17 protein-coding genes are annotated in these 17939 nt (G+C 45.3%); 14 read left to right on the plus strand and 3 right to left on the minus strand.

The genetic code is table 11. The annotated features are described in order from the left end of the window. The coding region (locus tag QT992_RS07640) for a type II toxin-antitoxin system RelE/ParE family toxin (RefSeq protein WP_333336830.1) at positions 1 to 409 on the plus strand (409 nt) is incomplete at its 5' end. A gap of 68 nt (positions 410 to 477) precedes the next feature. Here QT992_RS07640 and QT992_RS07645 read toward each other — a convergent pair. Together QT992_RS07645 and QT992_RS07650 are read right to left on the minus strand one after the other, a co-directional pair. Then, positions 478 to 1269, minus strand: a complete 792-nt coding sequence (locus tag QT992_RS07645; RefSeq protein ID WP_333336832.1) for a DUF4058 family protein — start codon at positions 1267 to 1269, stop codon at positions 478 to 480. Between the two features lie 237 nt (positions 1270 to 1506). Further along, the gene (locus QT992_RS07650; RefSeq protein WP_333321816.1) at positions 1507 to 1842 is read right to left on the minus strand and encodes a hypothetical protein; all 336 of its coding nucleotides are present in this window, start codon (positions 1840 to 1842) and stop codon (positions 1507 to 1509) included. Between the two features lie 517 nt (positions 1843 to 2359). On the opposite strand from QT992_RS07650, the gene QT992_RS07660 reads away from it, so the two are divergent. From QT992_RS07660 to QT992_RS07675, 4 genes are read left to right on the plus strand one after another with little or no spacing between them, the layout of a single operon-like run. Then, entirely contained in the window at positions 2360 to 2572 is a 213-nt protein-coding gene (locus QT992_RS07660) for a helix-turn-helix domain-containing protein (RefSeq protein ID WP_190663748.1), read from the plus strand. A gap of 20 nt (positions 2573 to 2592) precedes the next feature. Continuing rightward, positions 2593 to 2805, plus strand: coding sequence for a helix-turn-helix domain-containing protein (locus QT992_RS07665; RefSeq protein WP_333102249.1), 213 nt, complete (start codon positions 2593 to 2595; stop codon positions 2803 to 2805). A 20-nt stretch (positions 2806 to 2825) separates the two neighbouring features. After that, entirely contained in the window at positions 2826 to 3038 is a 213-nt protein-coding gene (locus QT992_RS07670; RefSeq protein WP_333321820.1) for a helix-turn-helix transcriptional regulator, read from the plus strand. A gap of 45 nt (positions 3039 to 3083) precedes the next feature. Beyond that, positions 3084 to 4688 carry a glycosyltransferase family 39 protein gene (locus QT992_RS07675; RefSeq protein WP_333321821.1) on the plus strand — a complete coding sequence of 535 codons (1605 nt, stop codon included), beginning with the start codon at positions 3084 to 3086 and terminating at the stop codon, positions 4686 to 4688. Positions 4689 to 5243: 555 nt separating this feature from the next. On the opposite strand, the gene QT992_RS07680 is transcribed toward QT992_RS07675, so the two are convergent. After that, positions 5244 to 6752, minus strand: coding sequence for a UbiD family decarboxylase (locus QT992_RS07680; RefSeq protein WP_333321823.1), 1509 nt, complete (start codon positions 6750 to 6752; stop codon positions 5244 to 5246). Positions 6753 to 6968: 216 nt separating this feature from the next. Between QT992_RS07680 and QT992_RS07685 the strand changes: the two genes are divergently transcribed. From QT992_RS07685 to QT992_RS07725, 9 genes are all read left to right on the plus strand, one after another. After that, a complete protein-coding gene (locus tag QT992_RS07685; protein ID WP_333321825.1) occupies positions 6969 to 8408 on the plus strand; it encodes an IS1/IS1595 family N-terminal zinc-binding domain-containing protein in 1440 nt (479 codons plus the stop codon). 210 nt (positions 8409 to 8618) lie between these two features. Next, positions 8619 to 9647, plus strand: a complete 1029-nt coding sequence (pstS, locus tag QT992_RS07690; RefSeq protein ID WP_333321826.1) for a phosphate ABC transporter substrate-binding protein PstS — start codon at positions 8619 to 8621, stop codon at positions 9645 to 9647. Positions 9648 to 10117: 470 nt separating this feature from the next. Then, positions 10118 to 11119, plus strand: coding sequence for a phosphate ABC transporter permease subunit PstC (gene pstC / locus QT992_RS07695; protein ID WP_333321828.1), 1002 nt, complete (start codon positions 10118 to 10120; stop codon positions 11117 to 11119). A gap of 82 nt (positions 11120 to 11201) precedes the next feature. Then, positions 11202 to 12182 (plus strand): phosphate ABC transporter permease PstA, encoded by a 981-nt coding sequence (gene pstA, locus QT992_RS07700; protein ID WP_333321830.1) that lies wholly within the window; start codon positions 11202 to 11204, stop codon positions 12180 to 12182. A 56-nt stretch (positions 12183 to 12238) separates the two neighbouring features. After that, the gene (gene pstB, locus QT992_RS07705) at positions 12239 to 13090 is read left to right on the plus strand and encodes a phosphate ABC transporter ATP-binding protein PstB (RefSeq protein WP_333321832.1); all 852 of its coding nucleotides are present in this window, start codon (positions 12239 to 12241) and stop codon (positions 13088 to 13090) included. Positions 13091 to 13362: 272 nt separating this feature from the next. Further along, positions 13363 to 13578, plus strand: coding sequence for a hypothetical protein (locus tag QT992_RS07710; RefSeq protein WP_333376756.1), 216 nt, complete (start codon positions 13363 to 13365; stop codon positions 13576 to 13578). A gap of 101 nt (positions 13579 to 13679) precedes the next feature. Continuing rightward, complete coding sequence (locus QT992_RS07715; RefSeq protein ID WP_333376758.1) at positions 13680 to 15173, plus strand: APC family permease; 1494 nt, start codon at positions 13680 to 13682, stop codon at positions 15171 to 15173. 42 nt (positions 15174 to 15215) lie between these two features. Continuing rightward, entirely contained in the window at positions 15216 to 16625 is a 1410-nt protein-coding gene (locus tag QT992_RS07720; protein ID WP_333376760.1) for an NYN domain-containing protein, read from the plus strand. Between the two features lie 294 nt (positions 16626 to 16919). Continuing rightward, positions 16920 to 17627, plus strand: coding sequence for an SDR family oxidoreductase (locus tag QT992_RS07725; RefSeq protein ID WP_333336843.1), 708 nt, complete (start codon positions 16920 to 16922; stop codon positions 17625 to 17627). Positions 17628 to 17939: the final 312 nt, after the last annotated feature.

Below are 17939 nucleotides of genomic sequence, written 5' to 3' on the forward strand. Positions count from 1 at the left end.
AGTGATTGGTAACAGTCACGCTACGTTCTTAGGGGAGAGTGGTACAGTGATGTATTCCACTCTTACCCGACCATTTTTTTGGTCAATGAGCCATGTTTGCAGGTTCACAGTTCCCGCCAGTCGAGATATCGAAGCCATCATTGACTATGTAGCTGATAACAGCACCTTTGATGCTGCGGAACGGTTGCTCAATAGAATTAACGATCGCTGCAAGAGGTTGGCAAGCTTTCCCAGTATGGGACGGAAGCGGGATGAGCTGGCTCCCAAGGTGCGAAGTTTCCCGATCGATGATTACCTAATTTTCTATCGTGCTATTGACGAAGGTATTGAAGTTTTGCGAGTCGTCAGCGGTTATCGGGATTTACGGGTTCTATTCTCAGAATCTGATGAGGATCGATCGTGTGAGTGAGTAGCCATGAAGCATTGGAAGGTGAAGAGCTTTAAGATAAGGTAGCAGCGTGCCAGCTTGATACCAAATTAATCTCGCAATCCCCGATCGCGCAACCAAGCATCTGCCCAAATTGTATCGGCCTCTGACAGCGCTGGTATGACTTCCCAGTTGCGATAATCTATCTTGAGGTCGTAACTTGCTATGTCATAAATTTGAGTGAATAATTCTTGCAAGTTTATGACAGGTTCGGTGTCGTCCGATCGCAGCGGTAAAGGAAAGGCAGGAATCTGGTTTTGCAGGTTAAAAGCATACAAATCAGCTCTGGGACGGCGATTTCCCCGACACACCAAAACGCTATAGTGACTATCAATATTGTTTTCAAGAATTGGCATTTTTCGACCGCGCCGCAATAAATGTATTTCTATTAAATGAGTGCGACTACCTAAAATTTCTTCTCGCTTTTCTTCGTACATTTGTCGCCCTTTTCCTGTGCGCTTATTGCTAGGCGAGAGAATTTCAATTACTGCGATCAATTCTTTTTCCCCCCTTTCTCTAATTTCTAAATAAGCTTCTCGAAGCGTGTAAGGTATGGGAAGAGTTACTGTGAATGGTTGTGTAACGGGTGCTGCAACTGCTACGTTTGATGCTGTTGTTTGTGTTGCAGTTTGTGGCTGCATTACAGTTACGTCGGGAATGCCAATGACTGATAAATCGTCGTCAGCAGTTTCATAGATTCTCACTTCCAGCGACACTAAATACTTAGGACGCAGTTGGGGAGATAAAAACCTGAAAATTTCACCGATCAGCAAGTTATGCATCCCAGGCCAGAGTTCGGGATGTTCTAAATACGGGTCCATACCGGGAAAGGGAGATGGCATTGATTTGACTCCTTGACTCAAGTCTATTTATAGTTTAGCAATACTTTTCTGACGCGAATGGCTTGCCAACAGGTTTTAGGGCATAGCTTTGCTTGTTGCAGATGATGACTGAAGGCTCGATCGACCTTTTGCAATAATAGGTTCGATCGCACATCTTGCACTTATTGCGATATTCCGTCGGGCGTTTAAACCCCTGCCAGAATCTGGCAACAAATGCAAGATATCAGTTCGATCGCTTTAACTTTCGATCGACAATTGCATCGGAATTGGAATGCTGTTTTCATCTAAGACAGACAGCGCATTTACGAAAACAATTGTATGCGGGACTGCGGGCATTAAGCGGCGCAGTGCGTTGAGGTAAGATTCGGCATCGGGGCGGCGGGCGAAACGGGCGACTGTTAACCGCTGACAGTTGGGGAGGTGGCGAATTATGCACTCCCGGTTGAAGTCGATCGCGATAAGTCGGTTGTTTTGGTATTGTAAAACTTCATTAAGTTTCTCGTCAAAGATAGTCAGGAGTAGTATATGCTGACTGAGCAGAAGGAGTTGGACTGCCCAAGCAACCGCTTTCAACGAGGCATGAATTTACGAGCCACACCTATCACTCATGCAGCTAGCCGATTGGCAAACACATCCACAGAGGTTTGTACAAAACCGCAGATGGTTTGTTAATTAATGCGATCCGTGAATGGGTATTAAGTAGGTAAACCAAATTAATTGCCGACTGAGTTGACTTGAAACCCTTGATAGGTCTAAAGAGTAACAAAGTCGGATGTGTAATTAATTTTGTGTAGGTACTTACACGATCGTGGCAAAAGCACTCCCAAAAGCATTGAGCAATGGGATAGGGAGCTGCGTAGCTCAGCCGAGGCGGGTCAATCCGCTCAAAGTAAAAGTGAAGGGGGAGGGGCCGAAGGCCTCCCATGTCATGTAATAGATGACTATACTTTTACCAGCTATCATAGGAAAATCCTTCCCACTTTTTTGGGTGGTGAATGAAAGGCGATCGCTCTAGATTTCTCAGGTCACGGGGCGATCGCTGTTAACTATCTTTATTAAAAGATATGAGCATAGCTGCTGTCAAGCATAAATGGGATTAATTCGATTGCGAGTTCGAGAACTCGCTGAGGAAAAGGGTTGGACGCTGAAAGAAGTCTCTGACAGAACGGGAATTCCCTACAGCACGGTTAAAAAATACGCCCAAGCCCCCAAAATGGCAACGGTGGACTATACGGCTTTGCAGAAACTTGCTGCTGTCTTTGATGTGATGGTGGAAGATTTGGTTGAGGTTTTGGAACGGTAAACTGATTTTTCAGCGGGAAAATGGGGTTAATTCGGTTGCGAGTTCGAGAACTAGCCCAAGAGAAGGGTTGGACGTTGAAAGAAGTTTCTGAGCGATCGGGCATTCCTTACAGTACCGTTAGAAGTTATGCCCATTCTCCCAAGCTGGCAACGGTAGATTACACAGCTTTAAACAAAATGGCTCGCGTGTTTGATATTGCGATCGAAGATTTAGTTGAGATTTTGGAAGAGTAGGCTGATTTATCGTTGGGAATATGGGACGAATTAGGCTGCGAGTTCGAGAATTTGCTCAAGAGAAGGGTTGGACTCTGAGGGAAGTCTCCAACAGAACAGGTATTCCATACACAACAATCGCCACCTATGCTAATTCTCCAGGCATGGCTACCGTTGACTACACAGCTTTGGACAAGATGGCCCGTGCGTTCGATATTGCGATCGAAGATTTAGTTGAGATTGTGGAACAATAAACTGAGGCGTTGCATAATTAGAGTATAAATAGGGGAAATCATTTAATGAATGGTCATAATTGGCGACTACCTGTAACTGGGCTGCGGTTTTTACTTTCTGTGCTGTTGGTGATGGGCATATTTTTTAGGTTCGTCAATATCGACCGCAAATTCTACTGGTTCGATGAAACTTTCACTTCCTTGCGAGTGTCTGGCTACTTAGGGAAATCTCTTAAGGAAGAAATATTCAATGGCCCAGTAATCAGTTGCAAAGATTTCCTGAAATATCAGATCATTAACGATCAAAAGAACGAAATCGATACGATTAAGGGTTTGGCAATAGAAGAAGGTCAACTGCCACCCTTCTATTTTCTGGTAGCGCGATTTTGGGCTAAATTGTTTGGAACTAGCGTCACAGCAATGAGAAGCTTGCCCGCTCTGATTAGTGTACTACTGTTGCCCTGTGCTTATTGGCTTTGCCTGGAATTGTTTGAGTCTTCGATGGTGGGATGGGTAGCAATGGCATTGGTATCAGTCTCGCCAATGCACGTATTGTACGCTCAGGAAGCACGACCGTATTGTTTTTGGAGTGTGTTAACTTTGCTATCTAGTGCGGTTTTGCTGCGAGCTATGCGACTTCAAACTAAGCTGCTATGGGGAATTTATACAGCGATTACCGTAGTAGGAATTTACACTCATTTGTATACTGTACTTGTTTTAATAGCACATGGAATCTATGTATTTGCTATGGAAAAAGTACGAGTAACTAAAACCGTAATTTATTATATACTAGCCTTATTTGTCTCGTTCATATCAGGTTTGCTGTGGTATTTAACCATAAAATATTGGCAGCCACCCTCATCATCCTCTGCTCTAAGCGTAATGACACCCGACTCCAGAATGCCCTTGATGCCTATAATTAAAAGGTGGATAGGGAATATTAGCCGAATTGTTTTTGATGTAAATCTTGATGCGCTGAGCTCATTCAAAAAGACGCTGCCTCTGATTCCAGTGATTGTATTGGTATTAATTTTATTGGCATATTCGATTTATTTTGTCTGTCGCCACACTTCCAAACCGGTTTACGGCTTCATCTTGACTTTGATTGTTTTTACATCCCTGCCTCTGATGCTGGGAGATTTAATTTTAGGTGGACGGCGGCTCTCAGGCTACGCTCGATATCTACTTCCTACTTATCTGGGTTTGCAGTTGGCTGTGGCTTATTTGCTGACAGCGAAAATAACCTCCACTTCTGTTAATACCTGGCAGCAGAAGTTTTGGAAGCTTGTTGCAATCGGAGTGTTCTCGGCTGGAGTCCTGTCTTGCACCCTCAGTGCTCAAGCAGAAACTTGGTGGAACAAAGGTCTGGATCAAGGCAAGTTCGCTATTCCTATAGCTCACATCCTAAATCAAGCTGACTCTCCGCTGTTGATTACTGATAGTACGTTCGGTGAAGTCATTCCTTTGAGCCGTCTGCTCGATCGGAAAGTGGACATTCTGTGGGGAGATACACTTCAGATTCCTAACGGTTACAGGAATTTGTTTGTATTCCATCCCAGTAAAAAACTCCAAGAGAGGCTTAAAAAACAATACAACTACAACTTAAAGCCTGTTTTCCTTACTTCAGAGGTCAGTTACGAAACGCGGCTTTGGCAACTTACTCATAAGTGAACAGCTATAAGCTGTTCACCATTCAAATCTCAGAGGCTATCTAAGCAAGTATTGGGTTTCAGGCTCTGAAATACGCAGTTTAAAGGCTAAACAGCTTAGCAAGCTTAACAACAATTAGGCAACAACGTAAATGCTGTCATCACGAACGAAGTGAAGTAACCTCAAATGCTGATTTTTCGGATCCGGTGCGTAAGTCCAGCCTCAAGGATTTTTGAAATATTTTTTCAATTAACCACAGAGAACACAGAGAAACAGAAGAAAGCGTGTTCGTAATTGATGAGATAACTGCTAGATTAGTGAGACTTAAACATTTTCTAGCCCCTTTAGGAACCCAAACCCCCTCGCTCGCAATGGAAAGAGGTCGATGACCTAAAAATGCCTGAAACCCTTGGTATAGCTAGATTCATGCCCAGTAGAGCTAAAAGTCTTTCTCTATCTGGGTTTGAAGCTATTTTGGCTTCAGTTTTTGTCTAAGTCCCGTTAGTGGAAAAATCATCGCCCGTTTTCCCGTTTCTCCCTCCTCCTCTGCACCCTCTCTGCCTCTGCGGTTCCCCCCTACTTCATCTCATATCCAAACAAATTCGGATCGACTTCACCCAAATTCAAATCAGCCAAACCATACTCAGCCCAACGCCTTTCTACCATCGCCGCCACATCCGGATCGGACTCCAAAACTTCCCCCCATTCGTGATCCGTTTCCGGCGGCATCTTCGTAGTAGCATCAATCCCCATTCTGCCTCCCAAACCAATCTTTTCACTGGCAAAATCTAACGTATCAAAAGGCGTATTCGGCAGAATAAATACATCCCGAACCGGATCGACTTTAGAACTAATTGCCCAAACTACTTGACGCGGGTCGCGAATGTTGATACTTTTATCCACAACAATCACAAACTTAGTGTAAGTAAACTGCGGTAAGGCACTCCAAAATGCTAAAGCAGCCCTGCGCGCTTGACCGGGATATGCTTTATCGATCGAGATAATTGCGGCTTTATAACTCAGGGCTTCCATCGGTAAGAAGAAATCGACAATTTCCGATACTTGCTGCCGCAAAATAGGCGTATAAATACGGTTAAGCGCGATCGCCATCATTGCTTCTTCTTTCGGCGGCCGCCCGCTAAATGTCGTCAGATAAATCGGGTCTTTGCGGTGCGTCATGCAGTGGAACCGCACCAACGGCGAATCTTCCACGCCGCCGTAATAACCCATGTGATCGCCGAAGGGCCCGTCGGGCAGAACTTCCCCCGGCGTAATCGTTCCTTCTAACACAATTTCCGAGTCCGCCGGTACTTCCAAATCTACGGTTTTGCACTTGGCCAATTGCACGCCGGAACCGCCGTAAAGTCCCGCAAATAACCATTCCGATAAATCTACAGGAATTGGGGTTGCTGCGGCGAGAATAATCAGGGGATCGACTCCAAGGGCGATCGCAACTTCCAACTTTTTACCAGCCTGCGCCGCTTTCCGCAAGTGCCGCGCCCCCCCCCGCACCGATAACCAGTGTACAGTCATCGTGTTTTTTGACTGCAACTGCAACCGATAAACCCCCACATTCGGCGTACCCGTTTCGCAATCTTTGGTAATTACCAAACCCAGGGTGATAATTTTGCCAGCATCTCCCCGATAAGGGCGAATCATCGGGATTTTGTTCAAATCCAGCCCTTCTCCCTCAAATACCACTTGCTGACAAGCGGGGAAAAAGTCTCGGCCCGGTTTGGCTTTCACTACGTCGAACAGCACTTTGCCGAATTCTATCGCTTGGGAAATCTTTTTCGGCGGTTTTGGCTGTTGCAGCATTCCCAGTTTTTTGCCGAGCTCTTCTAGTTCGATCGGCTTTTCCATGTTCATCGCCCAGCAAACGCGCTCTTCCGTACCCAAGAGGTTAATGGCGACGGGGAATTCGGCCCCTTTGACGTTTTCAAACAGCAGTCCAGGGCCGCCTTTTTGCAGCATTTGGTTGGAAATTTCGGCAATTTCGAGGTCGGAATCGACTAAAGCGCTAATCCGGCGCAGTTGTCCCCGTTCTTCGAGTAGTTTTAGGAATCCCCGCAAGTCTCTAGCCATTTTTTTTAAGAATTGTTAACGTTCTTTTGTTATTATGAGCCGATCGACTGCCACAAGTTACTCCTGAACCGCTCAAAAGATACGTATTTAACGAACCGCGAAGACGCCAAGGGCGCGTTCGGCGAAGCCGTTCCCGAAGGGTAGGGCGCGAAGGAAGAGAAAGAAGAAGATAGGTAATGCCTTGTTCGGTTCGGGAGTAGGCTGCATAATGGGTTAATGAAATGTCCTCGATGCGAATCTGACCAACTTCGTAAAAACGGCCGTCCCAAGGGTCGCCAGCGGTATCTTTGCAAAGCTTGCCGCAAACAATTCTTTGATCCCGCCGGTCTGCCGTCTTTCAGTCGCAAATGCACCGAAACACGGTTAAGCGAAGCTATCCCGGAGGGAGTCGCCCCTGCAACCACCACAGAGTCCGGCCCGATTGCGATTTTGCTGTTGGATGCCGAAAATCTGAAACTTAAGGTTAATACAGAACAATTTTTAGCGGGTTTGTGCGACTATCCCCTGCAAGTTAAAATTGCTTTTGCTAACTGGAAAAACCCGAGTACGGGCAAGTTGGATGCTGAACTTTACGATCGCGGTTACGAACTGATTCACGTTCCGGGCGGTGCGAATAGTGCTGATGGTAAGATGATTGCTTTTGGCGCTGCTATTTTATATCGATATCGGGATGTGCGACAAGTTTTTGTCTGTTCTTCGGATGGTTTGTTAAATCATCTTTGCAATCAGTTGCAAAATCAGGGAGTGACTGTGTTTCGGGTGCGTCGGCAAAATTCGGTTTTGTCTGTAGAAAACTGTCAGAATGGTGAGAGCAAGCACTATTCTTGCGAAAGAGAAGAGGAAATCCCTAGTTTTGAAGAATTGGCTAATCAAGTTGCAGAGTTGTTGAAGGCTGAACACAAATCTATTGATGAGCGAATCGCTCGTTTTTCTAGTGTGGCTGAGCTTTTTCAAGAGCGCCGTAATGTTGCGTTCAATTCTACAACTTCCCCAGCAGCAGCACTGGCGGAGTCAGCACAAAACCAAGTTCCCCCGGTGCTTGAACCATCTTTGGCGACGGTTGCTGTTAATCAAAATGTTGCGGAGCAAAATTTGCCAGAAATAATACCTGCTGTCAATTCAAAGGCTATTGAGTCGCTGGATGTTTTAAAAAATATACTTGTAGAAATAATTGAGTCTGCCAAAAATGAGTTGAAAGAGGATGCTATTCCTGTAACAAGAATTAAGAAAGTTTTTTTTGCTAAATATCACTCTCATGCTGATTTAATTGTAAAAAGCTTTTTGGGTAAAACTTCTAGTTTGATCAAATTTTTGCAGTCGCAATCAGCTATTTTTAAAATAATATTAATTGGTACCGAACATCAAGTGGGACTCGTTCAAAAACCCTCCGATTCAAAAATTGAATTATCTGCCGCCCTCGAAGCATCGGTAGCAAAACTTGTACTGGCATTAACTGCTGAATCTCCAGGTAGTTACATTCCGATTCCCCAGGTAGCCGGCGAATTTAAAAAGCAATACGGTCAACCAATTACTAAAAAGCTGAAATCGCTGGATTTGGACACCAAATTTCCCGATTTTTTGCAGTCCTGTAAAATATTTAAAGTTAAGAAAAAAGGTAAAATTTATGAAGTGGCGATCGCACAGTCAGCTCCCTGACTTATTTAAGAAATCAGGTCTCCTAGTCTTGGGTATCAAAATTTAATCTATTATTAACCAAAATTTAAGACAAGCTTATTCTTTGATTATTTAATCTATTATTAACCAAAATTTAAAACAAGCTTATTCTTTTTGCTCCCTTTCCTTGCGGATTTCAGTCTATCCTAGGTCGTAGATTTGCAAAGTCGGCTATTAAGGGAGAGGAGGAATATGAATTTTTTCACAGGACGTTGGCGACGTAGTTTTATAGTGACACTAGCAGCAGCAGCATTTTCGCTAACTTTGATTAGTTCCGCTGTAGCTGCTGTTACCCTAAACGGTTCGGGAGCAACTTTCCCCAAACCTCTTTACGATCGCTACTTCTCTCAAATGAGAAGTGCAAATCAAATTACTGTAAACTACGAAGGAACTGGTAGCGGTGCTGGCATCAAAGCATTAATTGCAGGCACTGTTGACTTCGCAGGCAGCGACGCGCTGATGACTGCTGCACAAATCGCTGAGGTAAAGCGGGGTGTAATAGCTGTTCCGACTGCTGGCGGCGCTGTTGCAGTTGTCTACAACTTGCCCGGAGTGACGAATCTGAGGCTAAGTAACGATGCTCTGAAAGGCATCTTTGAAGGCAAGATTACTCGCTGGAACGATCCTAAAATAGCCGGAATTTCTGGACAAGCTAAAGGCTTGCCAAATACTGCGATTCGAGTAGCTGTACGGGCAGACAGCAGCGGTACTAGCTTTATTTTTGCTAATCACTTGCAGGCAACTGGTAGCACCATCAAAGCTGCCGCGCAGCCGAGTTGGCCACAAAACGCTGTCAGGGGTCAAGGAAACCCCGGCGTAGCTGCTTTGGTGAAGAATACAGCGGGTGCGATCGGCTACGTTCAAGATACTTTTGCTCGGCAAAACAATCTCCAAACAGCATTTATTCAAAATAAAGCTGGTCGGTTTGTAGATCCTAGCTTGGCCGAAGCAGAGAAAGCTTTCGCAGGGGAAACATTCCCAGCAGACTTCCGCTTAGTAGAAGGCAATCCTAACGACGGTTATCCCATTGTTGGTTTGACTTGGCTGTTAATCTACAAACAGTATCCTGCTGCGAAAGCAGATGCTATTAAAAAGATGGTTAATTGGGTGATGACTACAGGTCAAGGTATCAACAAACAGTTAGAGTTTACTAGCATTCCTTCAGCTACAGCTCAAAGGGTGGTTCAAGCAGTTAATCAGACTGTGGTTGCTAGAGGTTAATTTGGGCTTTTCAGAGTTAGGGATTTTGAGTTCAATCTATGGCTCAGAACTCATATTTTGTATATCAATATTCCTGATGTATGAGTGCCAATAAATCTGCGCTTTTCCCGCATTCCGGCAGGGATTTAAATCCCTGCCTCATAGCGAAAGTCCTCGCTATGAGGACTAGGAATAATGACTGATGTAACAAGTTCGGCAGAGATTTAATCTCTACCTTATACCGAAAGTCCTCAAGTCCTCGCGAAGGAGAACTGGTAATAATAGACTATCCATAAAGTGGGTTTTTACCCAGATTTATTTTGGGGAATTCCAACAGTCCTCTTGAGAGGACTTTAGCTTTGAGGCGGGTTTAAACCCCCGCCGGACTATGGGAATACCAGAGCATCCGGCTGCCGGATAGCAGGATAAATGCGTACCCTACAAGCTTGTCTTTCGATCGAATATTTCGCTTTTTACGCAATAACTCGGCTATGACCAATTTTTCCAAAAAACCGAAAATATCAACTCGGAAACCGACAGAAATAAACACAGAAGTAGATTTGACAGATACTGCTGGTGAAGGTCTATGGATGGAGTCAGGATTTACAGTATTTGTGTGGGGTTTTGCCCTAGCGACAGCGGGTACGTTGTTTTTGATGAGTGCGGTAATTTTTAAAGATGCTTGGCCTGCTATTAGCCAATTTGGACTCTCTTTCTTGTGGAATCCCAAGTGGGATATCGGCGAGTTGCAGTTTGGGGCTTTGCCGTTTATTTACGGTACTGTAATTAGTTCTGCGATCGGCATAATCATCGCACTTCCTTTAGGGCTGTCAGTAGCTATAGTGACTAGCGAGAACTTCTTACCCGTTTGGGTGCGATCGCCCTTGGGATTCATGGTTGAATTAATCTCGGCCATTCCCAGCGTGATAGTTGGGCTGTGGGGAATCTTTGTTTTGATTCCCTTTTTGTTGCCATTGCAGCAGTCATTGTTCGATAATTTCAGTTGGTTTCCCCTGTTCAGCAGCGAACCTTTAGGCCCCGGAATGCTCCCGGCGGGAATACTGTTATCAATTATGATTTTGCCCACAGTAGCCGCCATCAGCCGCGATGTCTTGCTGTCGGTTCCAGTCGATTTGCGGAGTGCTTCCATGTCCCTCGGCGCTACCCGCTGGGAAACGATATTCAAGCTGTTATTACCAGCAGCTAGTTCGGGGATTATCGGCGCCACCATATTAGCCTTGGGACGCGCTTTAGGCGAAACAATGGCAGTCACAATGGTAATTGGCAACTCGATTCAAATCAACCAATCCCTGCTCGCTCCCAGCTACTCAATTCCTGCTGTTTTAGCAAGTCAATTTCGGGAAGCTATCGAACCGCTGCACACCGGCGCTTTGATGTATTTAGCCCTAATTCTATTTGTCATCACTTTGTTGGTAAATGCGATCGCAGTATTGTTAGTTCAGCTAATTGGGGCCAAAAAAGCTAAAACTTAACATCATCGAAAGCAATTTGATCGCAAGCCGCGCCGCCGGATTTCCCCGCTGGTTCCATCTAAAATCTCAAAGCTAAAATCGCATGACTCAAGCACAAAATTCCAACATTATTCTGGATGCAGAAATCAACAACCCCCTGTCGCTAAGCCGAACTCTTTTCAGCCGGGGAATGACAGTTATCGCTTTCGCTCTGACAGCTCTGGCCCTGCTCCCTTTGTTTGCTATTTTATACAAAATCCTGGGGGAAGGACTGACACATTTGAGCTGGGAAGTGCTAGTGTCTCTACCAGCACCCGTCGGAGTTGAAGACCAGCCCAACGGCTTTGCAAATGCCATTCTCGGCACTGCTTTAATGGTAGGAATTGCGACATTAATCAGCGTCCCCATAGGCGTAATGACGGGAATATTTTTGTCGGAGTTTGGTAGAGAAAACAAGGCAATTACCAATAGTATTCGCTTTATCACCGTCATTCTCAGCAGCGTTCCCTCGATCGTAGTTGGCGTCTTTTCCTACGCCCTAATTGTCGTTACCACCAAAGCATTTTCATCCTTAGCCGGTGGTTTCGCCCTCGGCGTCATCATGCTTCCAGTGGTTGCTCTGACAACAGAACAAGCATTAAAATTAGTGCCTACTTCTTACCGCCTCGCTTCTGCTGGTTTGGGAGGCGGACGCTTTCAAACGATGTTTCGCATTATCATACCCTCAGCACTTCCAACTATTACCACAGGTATTTTACTCGCTGCTTCCCGCGCCGCCGGCGAAACCGCACCGCTGATTGTAACGGCGTTGTCGAGTCAATTTTGGCCTCCTTTAGTTGATAAATTGGGCGAGATAATGCAGTCCCCCATAGGTGCAGAAACTATCTCAAAACTCAAAGAAATTCCCGAAACACTGCTGACTCCGACTCCTTCTATGTCGGTATTAATATATAGCTACGCCAGCTCTCCTTACAAGGAGCAGAACGAATTGGCGTGGACTGCTGCCTCTGTCCTTTTAGGCATGGTTTTGATTGCTAGCGTGGCATCCCGTACAGTCACTCGGAAACGCTTGCAAAACCGATAAATCAATTACTAAAGTGGATCTCTCAATCAAATATTAACCATATAACCAGGCAAATAATGAAACCTAAAGCTAACTTGAAATCCGACAACTATCCAGATCAATTCCTAGACGATGTTACCCCAGAAATCGACCCCAATGCAATGCCAGCACTGCGGGTTCAGGACTTGAGTTTTTATTACGGAACTCACAAAGTCTTAGAAAATTTATCGATGAATATCCCTCATCCGCAAATTACGGCTATTATTGGCCCTTCAGGTTGCGGCAAATCTACCTTTCTCAAAGCTCTCAACCGGATTGGTGAATTGGAGGGAAAGGTTAAAATTAAAGGAAGAGTAGAGTTTTTTGGACAGGATATTTACAGCCCGAAAGTAAACATTAATAGTTTGCGCCGCCAAATTGGGATGGTGTTTCAAAGACCAAATCCTTTTCCGCTGAGCATCTACGATAATATTGCTTACGGGGTGAGGATTTTTGGTCGCAAAAGCAAAGCAGAGTTAGATGAAATTGTGGAATCTGCACTCAAAAGTGCGGCGCTTTGGAATGAAGTCAAAGACGATTTGAAGAAATCTGCTCAGGGGATTTCGGGGGGACAGCAGCAGCGACTTTGTATTGCTCGCGCTTTGGCTGTGAAGCCGAAAATTTTGCTGATGGATGAACCTTGTTCTGCTCTAGATCCGATTTCAACGATGAAGATTGAGGAGTTATTTCAGACTCTGCGGCAGCAGTTAACTGTTGTGATTGTGACGCACAATATGCAGCAGGCTGCTCGTGTTTCTGATTACACGGCTTTTTTTAATACTGATGAAAGTCGCATCGGCCGCATGGTTGAATTTGGGCCGACAAGTAAGATTTTTACTTCTGCGGGCAATTCGAGTACGAGAGATTACATTCAAGGCCGTTTCGGTTAATACTTACACCTTGAACCTCTTTCAGAACAGGCAAGATGCCTGTTCCACAACAGAAAAATATTTTTGTGGAGCTGGCATCTTGCCTGCTATAGTTATGTCTTCAGAACAGGCAAGATGCCTGTTCCACAACAGAAAAATATTTGTGTGGAGCTGGTATGTTGCCTGCTATAGTTATGTTTTCAGAACAGGCAAGATGCCTGTTCCACAACAGAAAAATATTTTTGTGGAGCAGGTATGTTGCCTGCTATAGTTATGTTTTCAGAACAGGCAAGATGCCTGTTCCACAACAAACAGACAAATATTTTTGTGCAGGCATTTTGCCTGCTATATTTATGTTTTCAGAACAGGCAAGATGCCTGTTCCACAACAGAAAAATATTTGTGTGGAGCTGGCAGGTTGCCTGCTATAGTTATGTTTTCAGAACAGGCAAGATGCCTGTTCCACAACAGAAAAATATTTGTGTGGAGCTGGCAGGTTGCCTGCTATAGTTATGTTTTCAGAACAGGCAAGATGCCTGTTCCACAACAGAAAAATATTTGTGTGGAGCTGGCAGGTTGCCTGCTATAGTTATGTTTTCAGAACAGGCAAGATGCCTGTTCCACAACAAACAGACAAATATTTTTGTGGAGCTGGCAGGTTGCCTGCTATAGTTATGTTTTCAGAACAGGCAAGATGCCTGTTCCACAACAGAAAAATATTTTTGTGGAGCAGGTATGTTGCCTGCTATAGTTATATCTTCAGAACAGGCAAGATGCCTGTTCCACAACAAACAGACAAATATTTTTGTGCAGGCATTTTGCCTGCTATATTTATGTCTTCACCACTGCTGAAGCGAGAGTTGGGTATTTTCGGCGCAACTCTCATGGGCCTGGGTTCAATCCTCGGTACCGGAGTATTTGTGAGTATCGGGATTGCTGCGGAAGTTGCGGGGCCGGGAGTGATTGTGGCTGTAGGTATTGCAGCTTTTGTGGCTGTTTGCAATGGTCTTAACAGCGCTCAATTAGCGGCAAATCATCCTGTTAGCGGTGGTACTTATGAATATGGCTACAAATATCTCAATCCTTGGCTGGGTTTCACTGCGGGGTGGATGTTTTTGTTGGCGAAAACGGCTTCTGCGGCTACTGCTGCTTTAGGTTTTGCGGGGTATTTTTTAAATGCAGTTGGTGTAGCCGATCGCACTTACCTGATCCTAACAGCTTTAGTCGCCCTCGCCACCCTCACTCTGGTTGTATTAACGGGAATTAGGCGATCGAATATTGCCAATACTGCCATAGTCTCAGTTACACTCCTATCCTTAGCGGTGTTTGTTGCTGTCGGTTTGCCAGAGGTAAGGTGGGAAATGGCCACCGTACAGAATGATAGCTCGATCGGCTCCATCTTCCAGGCCACCGCCCTGATGTTTGTCGCTTATAGCGGTTACGCCCGCATCACCACAATGAGCGAGGAAGTGCGGGAACCGAGGAAAACCATTCCCAAAGCCATAATTTTCACTTTGGTGCTGACAATGCTGCTTTACGTGGGGGTAGCAGTAGTTGTCGCGGGCGCGGGAGGAGCCGATAAATTGTCTTTACAAATAGGCGGCACGGCTGCACCCCTGGAAGTCATCGCCCGCAGTTTCCCAATTCCGGGAGTTTCTCAACTGCTAGCCGTCGGCGCAATTACCGCTATGTTGGGAGTCTTGCTGAACTTAATTTTAGGGCTGTCGCGCATCTGGCTGGCGATGGGGCGGCGTCTGGATATGCCGAGAGTCTTGGCACGGCTGAATCCTTCGGGGACAACTCCCTACGTGGCTGTGGTGGTTGTCGAAGTTACGATCGCACTTTTAATCCTCGTCGGCGATGTCAAAACCACTTGGTCATTTAGCGCTTTTAGCGTTTTGATTTACTACGCTATCACCAACCTCGCCGCGCTGCAACTTTCCCCCGCCGAAAGGCTTTATCCGCAGTGGTTGGCTTGGGTGGGTTTGGGGAATTGTCTGTTTCTGGCTTTCTGGGTGGAGAGGCAAATTTGGCTGACAGGATTGGCATTAATTGTCGCCGGTTTAATTTGGCGGGCGATCGTCCGAATCCCGGCGAGAAACTAGAAGTGTGATAAATTGAAACAGCATCCCGCATTGTAGAGGGCCATGCCCGATCGAATTCCCGTGCTGGCGACTCAAGAATCTCTCGCATTCAGCGCCATCAGTCGCTATATAGCTCAAACCCTCATTACCATTCAGGAACAGCATCCCGAATGGATAGCTGAAAAATACAGGAAAACCCCCTGGGCCAAACCTGATTTTCAGTCAGTTTTGATTGGAAAATTGACAAAAAGTTTCAGCGTAGCCAGCGATACAGATTCCCTGCTGCTGACTGCGAAAAAATACCTACAAATTCTGCTGGTTCCAGAATTCGTTAATTCACCTCAATTCAGCAAATTATCTGCCAAAATTCAGCAGCTAGCCCAATCTCAAACAGCACCAGCTAAATCAGAAAACTCAGTTTCGTCAGAACCTCCAACTCCAACAGCCAATCAACCAGCCCCGCTTCCTGTCGGCATTGCTATCTTGCTGCTAGATGTCGAAAACTTGCAACTCAACATCGAAACCGAAAAATTCCTAGAGGGAATTTGCCACTATCCCATCCAAATCAAAGTTGCCTTTGCCAACTGGCGCAGCATGGGCAAAAAAGATGCCGAATTTCACCAGCGCGGCTATCAACTAATTCACGTCCCCCCCGGCAAAGACAGCGCCGACTTAAAAATGGCTACAGTCGGCGCATCGATTTTCGTACATTATCCCACAGCCAAAGAGATTTTTGTCTGTTCGTCCGATCGCGCCCTCACTCACCTCAGCAACACACTGCAAGCCCACGGACTAACCGTATTTCAAGTCCGCAAACAAATAGATAAAATCATAGTTTTAAACAGCAAAACCGGACAAGTGGAAACCCATTCTCTCGTAACTATACCGGAAATTACACCCCTCGAACAATTAGTTATTCAGCTCAAAGAATTAATCAAAAAAGAGCAAAAACGCACATCAACTCAGTGGATAAAACTTTCTACTGTTTCAGCTTTATTTAAGGAAAATTACGGTTTAGTCCTCAATCAAGTTGTTGCCCATCATTTGCTTGGTACTAAAACCAGGGATATATTTCTCAAATATCCCACAGATTTTGCCCTCCACAAACCCTCAGAAACTTCTCAAACTTATGTCACTCTTTTTGAAGTCAAACTGTCCCCCCCACCCCCAATACTCAACCAAGAAAATCTGAATAACCACCAGGCAGCACCTGCGAAGTTGACAGATATTAATTCTCTGGAAGACTTGGAAAGAGCTCTGGTCAAAATCGTTGGCGACTTAACCGACAACTCTCCTGAAAATTCTGTATTTCTCTCCAATGTAGGCAGCGAATTTCACCGACAATACGGCAAACAAATTACCCAAATAATTAAAGATTTTAATCTCGGTAGGAAATTCACTAAATTTTTGCAATCCTGCGCTACTCTCCAGCTAAAAAAAGCCGAAAAAGGCTGGCAAGTTTCCCTCAATTAATTAAAAATTAAAATATATAGCCTTTCTCAGTAACATGAGGTGTTCTTGGGCATTGGCCAAACAGGAAGAGTACCTTACTTTCCTGAGAACCCCTATGTAAACGTCCCATTACAACTCACATCTTGCACCATTCTCAGGAACAGGCTTTCCGGCCTGTTCCACAAAGAGTGAATTTTCTTGTGGAACAGGCCGGAAAGCCTGTTCATACAAAGCTTATTGAGAATGGTGCAACATCTCCCATTACTAGCAACTTGAGTTATCATACAATCGGGACGTAAAGAAATGTAAAGGGATATGCAGGACAAAGTTGTGGTTGTGGTGGGTGCGACTGGCGGCATCGGTTCAGCAGTGGCCCGCAAACTCGCTGATGCGGGTGCGAGGCTAGTGCTCGCCGCCAGAGACAGCAGTAAATTAGACGCTTTAGCTAGGGAACTTTCAACAACAGAGGTACTGTGCGTGCCCACAGATATCACCGATTTGCCGCAAGTCGAGACGCTGATGCAAAAAGCGGCGGGGCATTTCGGACAAATTGATGCCCTCATAAACGCCGCCGGTGCCGGAATTCTCAAGCAGTGGAATAAGTTAGAACCCGCTGATTTAGATGCAATGCTTGACTTGAACTTAAAAGGCAGTTTTTACACGTCTCAAGCAGCGGCGAATGTGATGAAAGAGCGCAAATCCGGTCACATTTGCAATGTCATCGGGATTTTGGGCAAGCATTCGATGGCGATGGGAACGGCTTATTGCGCTTCAAAGTTTGGGGTAGTTGGTTTCAGCAAGTGCATGGCAGATGAGCTGCGACGCTACGGCATTAAGTTTACGCTATTCTATTTGGGCGGGGTGGATTCTCCGTTTTGGGATAATGTGAGTTTGAAGGTAGACCGGTCAAAAATGCTGAGTACCGAAACTGCTGCAAATGCGATTATGTTTGCTCTTTCGGCTGACCCGCAAGCTGTGCCGATGGAGATTAATATTCAGCCGGAAAGTCATTTGTTCTTTTAGCGATTGAGGAGTCAATCGATTTTCGATTTTCGATTTTCGATTTTCGATTTGAGAGGCGACCCCACGGATCAATGCTCTTTGTTGAGGATTTTCGATTTTCGATTTGGGATTGATTCCACGGATAAATCACGTGGCGGGTATCACCTTTGAAATTCGCTTGTCATTTGAAGGCAGAAGACAGCTTCGATTTTCGATTTTCGATTTGAGAGGCGACCCCACGGATCAATGCTCTTTCTTGAGGATTTTCGATTTTCGATTTGGGATTGATTCCACGGATAAATCACGTGGCGGGTATCACCTTTGAAATTCGCT

The sequence above is a fragment of the Microcoleus sp. T3_D1 genome, assembly GCF_036700405.1.
Classification (GTDB): Bacteria; Cyanobacteriota; Cyanobacteriia; order Cyanobacteriales; family Microcoleaceae; genus Microcoleus.

Coding starts and splice junctions, on each gene's coding strand:
- QT992_RS07645 (WP_333336832.1), bottom strand. CDS start 1,269: ATGCCATCTCCCTTTCCCGGTATGGACCCGTATTTAGAACATCCCGAA.
- QT992_RS07660 (WP_190663748.1), top strand. CDS start 2,360: ATGGGATTAATTCGATTGCGAGTTCGAGAACTCGCTGAGGAAAAGGGT.
- QT992_RS07665 (WP_333102249.1), top strand. CDS start 2,593: ATGGGGTTAATTCGGTTGCGAGTTCGAGAACTAGCCCAAGAGAAGGGT.
- QT992_RS07670 (WP_333321820.1), top strand. CDS start 2,826: ATGGGACGAATTAGGCTGCGAGTTCGAGAATTTGCTCAAGAGAAGGGT.
- QT992_RS07675 (WP_333321821.1), top strand. CDS start 3,084: ATGAATGGTCATAATTGGCGACTACCTGTAACTGGGCTGCGGTTTTTA.
- QT992_RS07680 (WP_333321823.1), bottom strand. CDS start 6,752: ATGGCTAGAGACTTGCGGGGATTCCTAAAACTACTCGAAGAACGGGGA.
- QT992_RS07685 (WP_333321825.1), top strand. CDS start 6,969: ATGAAATGTCCTCGATGCGAATCTGACCAACTTCGTAAAAACGGCCGT.
- pstS (WP_333321826.1), top strand. CDS start 8,619: ATGAATTTTTTCACAGGACGTTGGCGACGTAGTTTTATAGTGACACTA.
- pstC (WP_333321828.1), top strand. CDS start 10,118: ATGACCAATTTTTCCAAAAAACCGAAAATATCAACTCGGAAACCGACA.
- pstA (WP_333321830.1), top strand. CDS start 11,202: ATGACTCAAGCACAAAATTCCAACATTATTCTGGATGCAGAAATCAAC.
- pstB (WP_333321832.1), top strand. CDS start 12,239: ATGAAACCTAAAGCTAACTTGAAATCCGACAACTATCCAGATCAATTC.
- QT992_RS07710 (WP_333376756.1), top strand. CDS start 13,363: ATGCCTGTTCCACAACAAACAGACAAATATTTTTGTGCAGGCATTTTG.
- QT992_RS07715 (WP_333376758.1), top strand. CDS start 13,680: ATGCCTGTTCCACAACAAACAGACAAATATTTTTGTGGAGCTGGCAGG.
- QT992_RS07720 (WP_333376760.1), top strand. CDS start 15,216: ATGCCCGATCGAATTCCCGTGCTGGCGACTCAAGAATCTCTCGCATTC.
- QT992_RS07725 (WP_333336843.1), top strand. CDS start 16,920: ATGCAGGACAAAGTTGTGGTTGTGGTGGGTGCGACTGGCGGCATCGGT.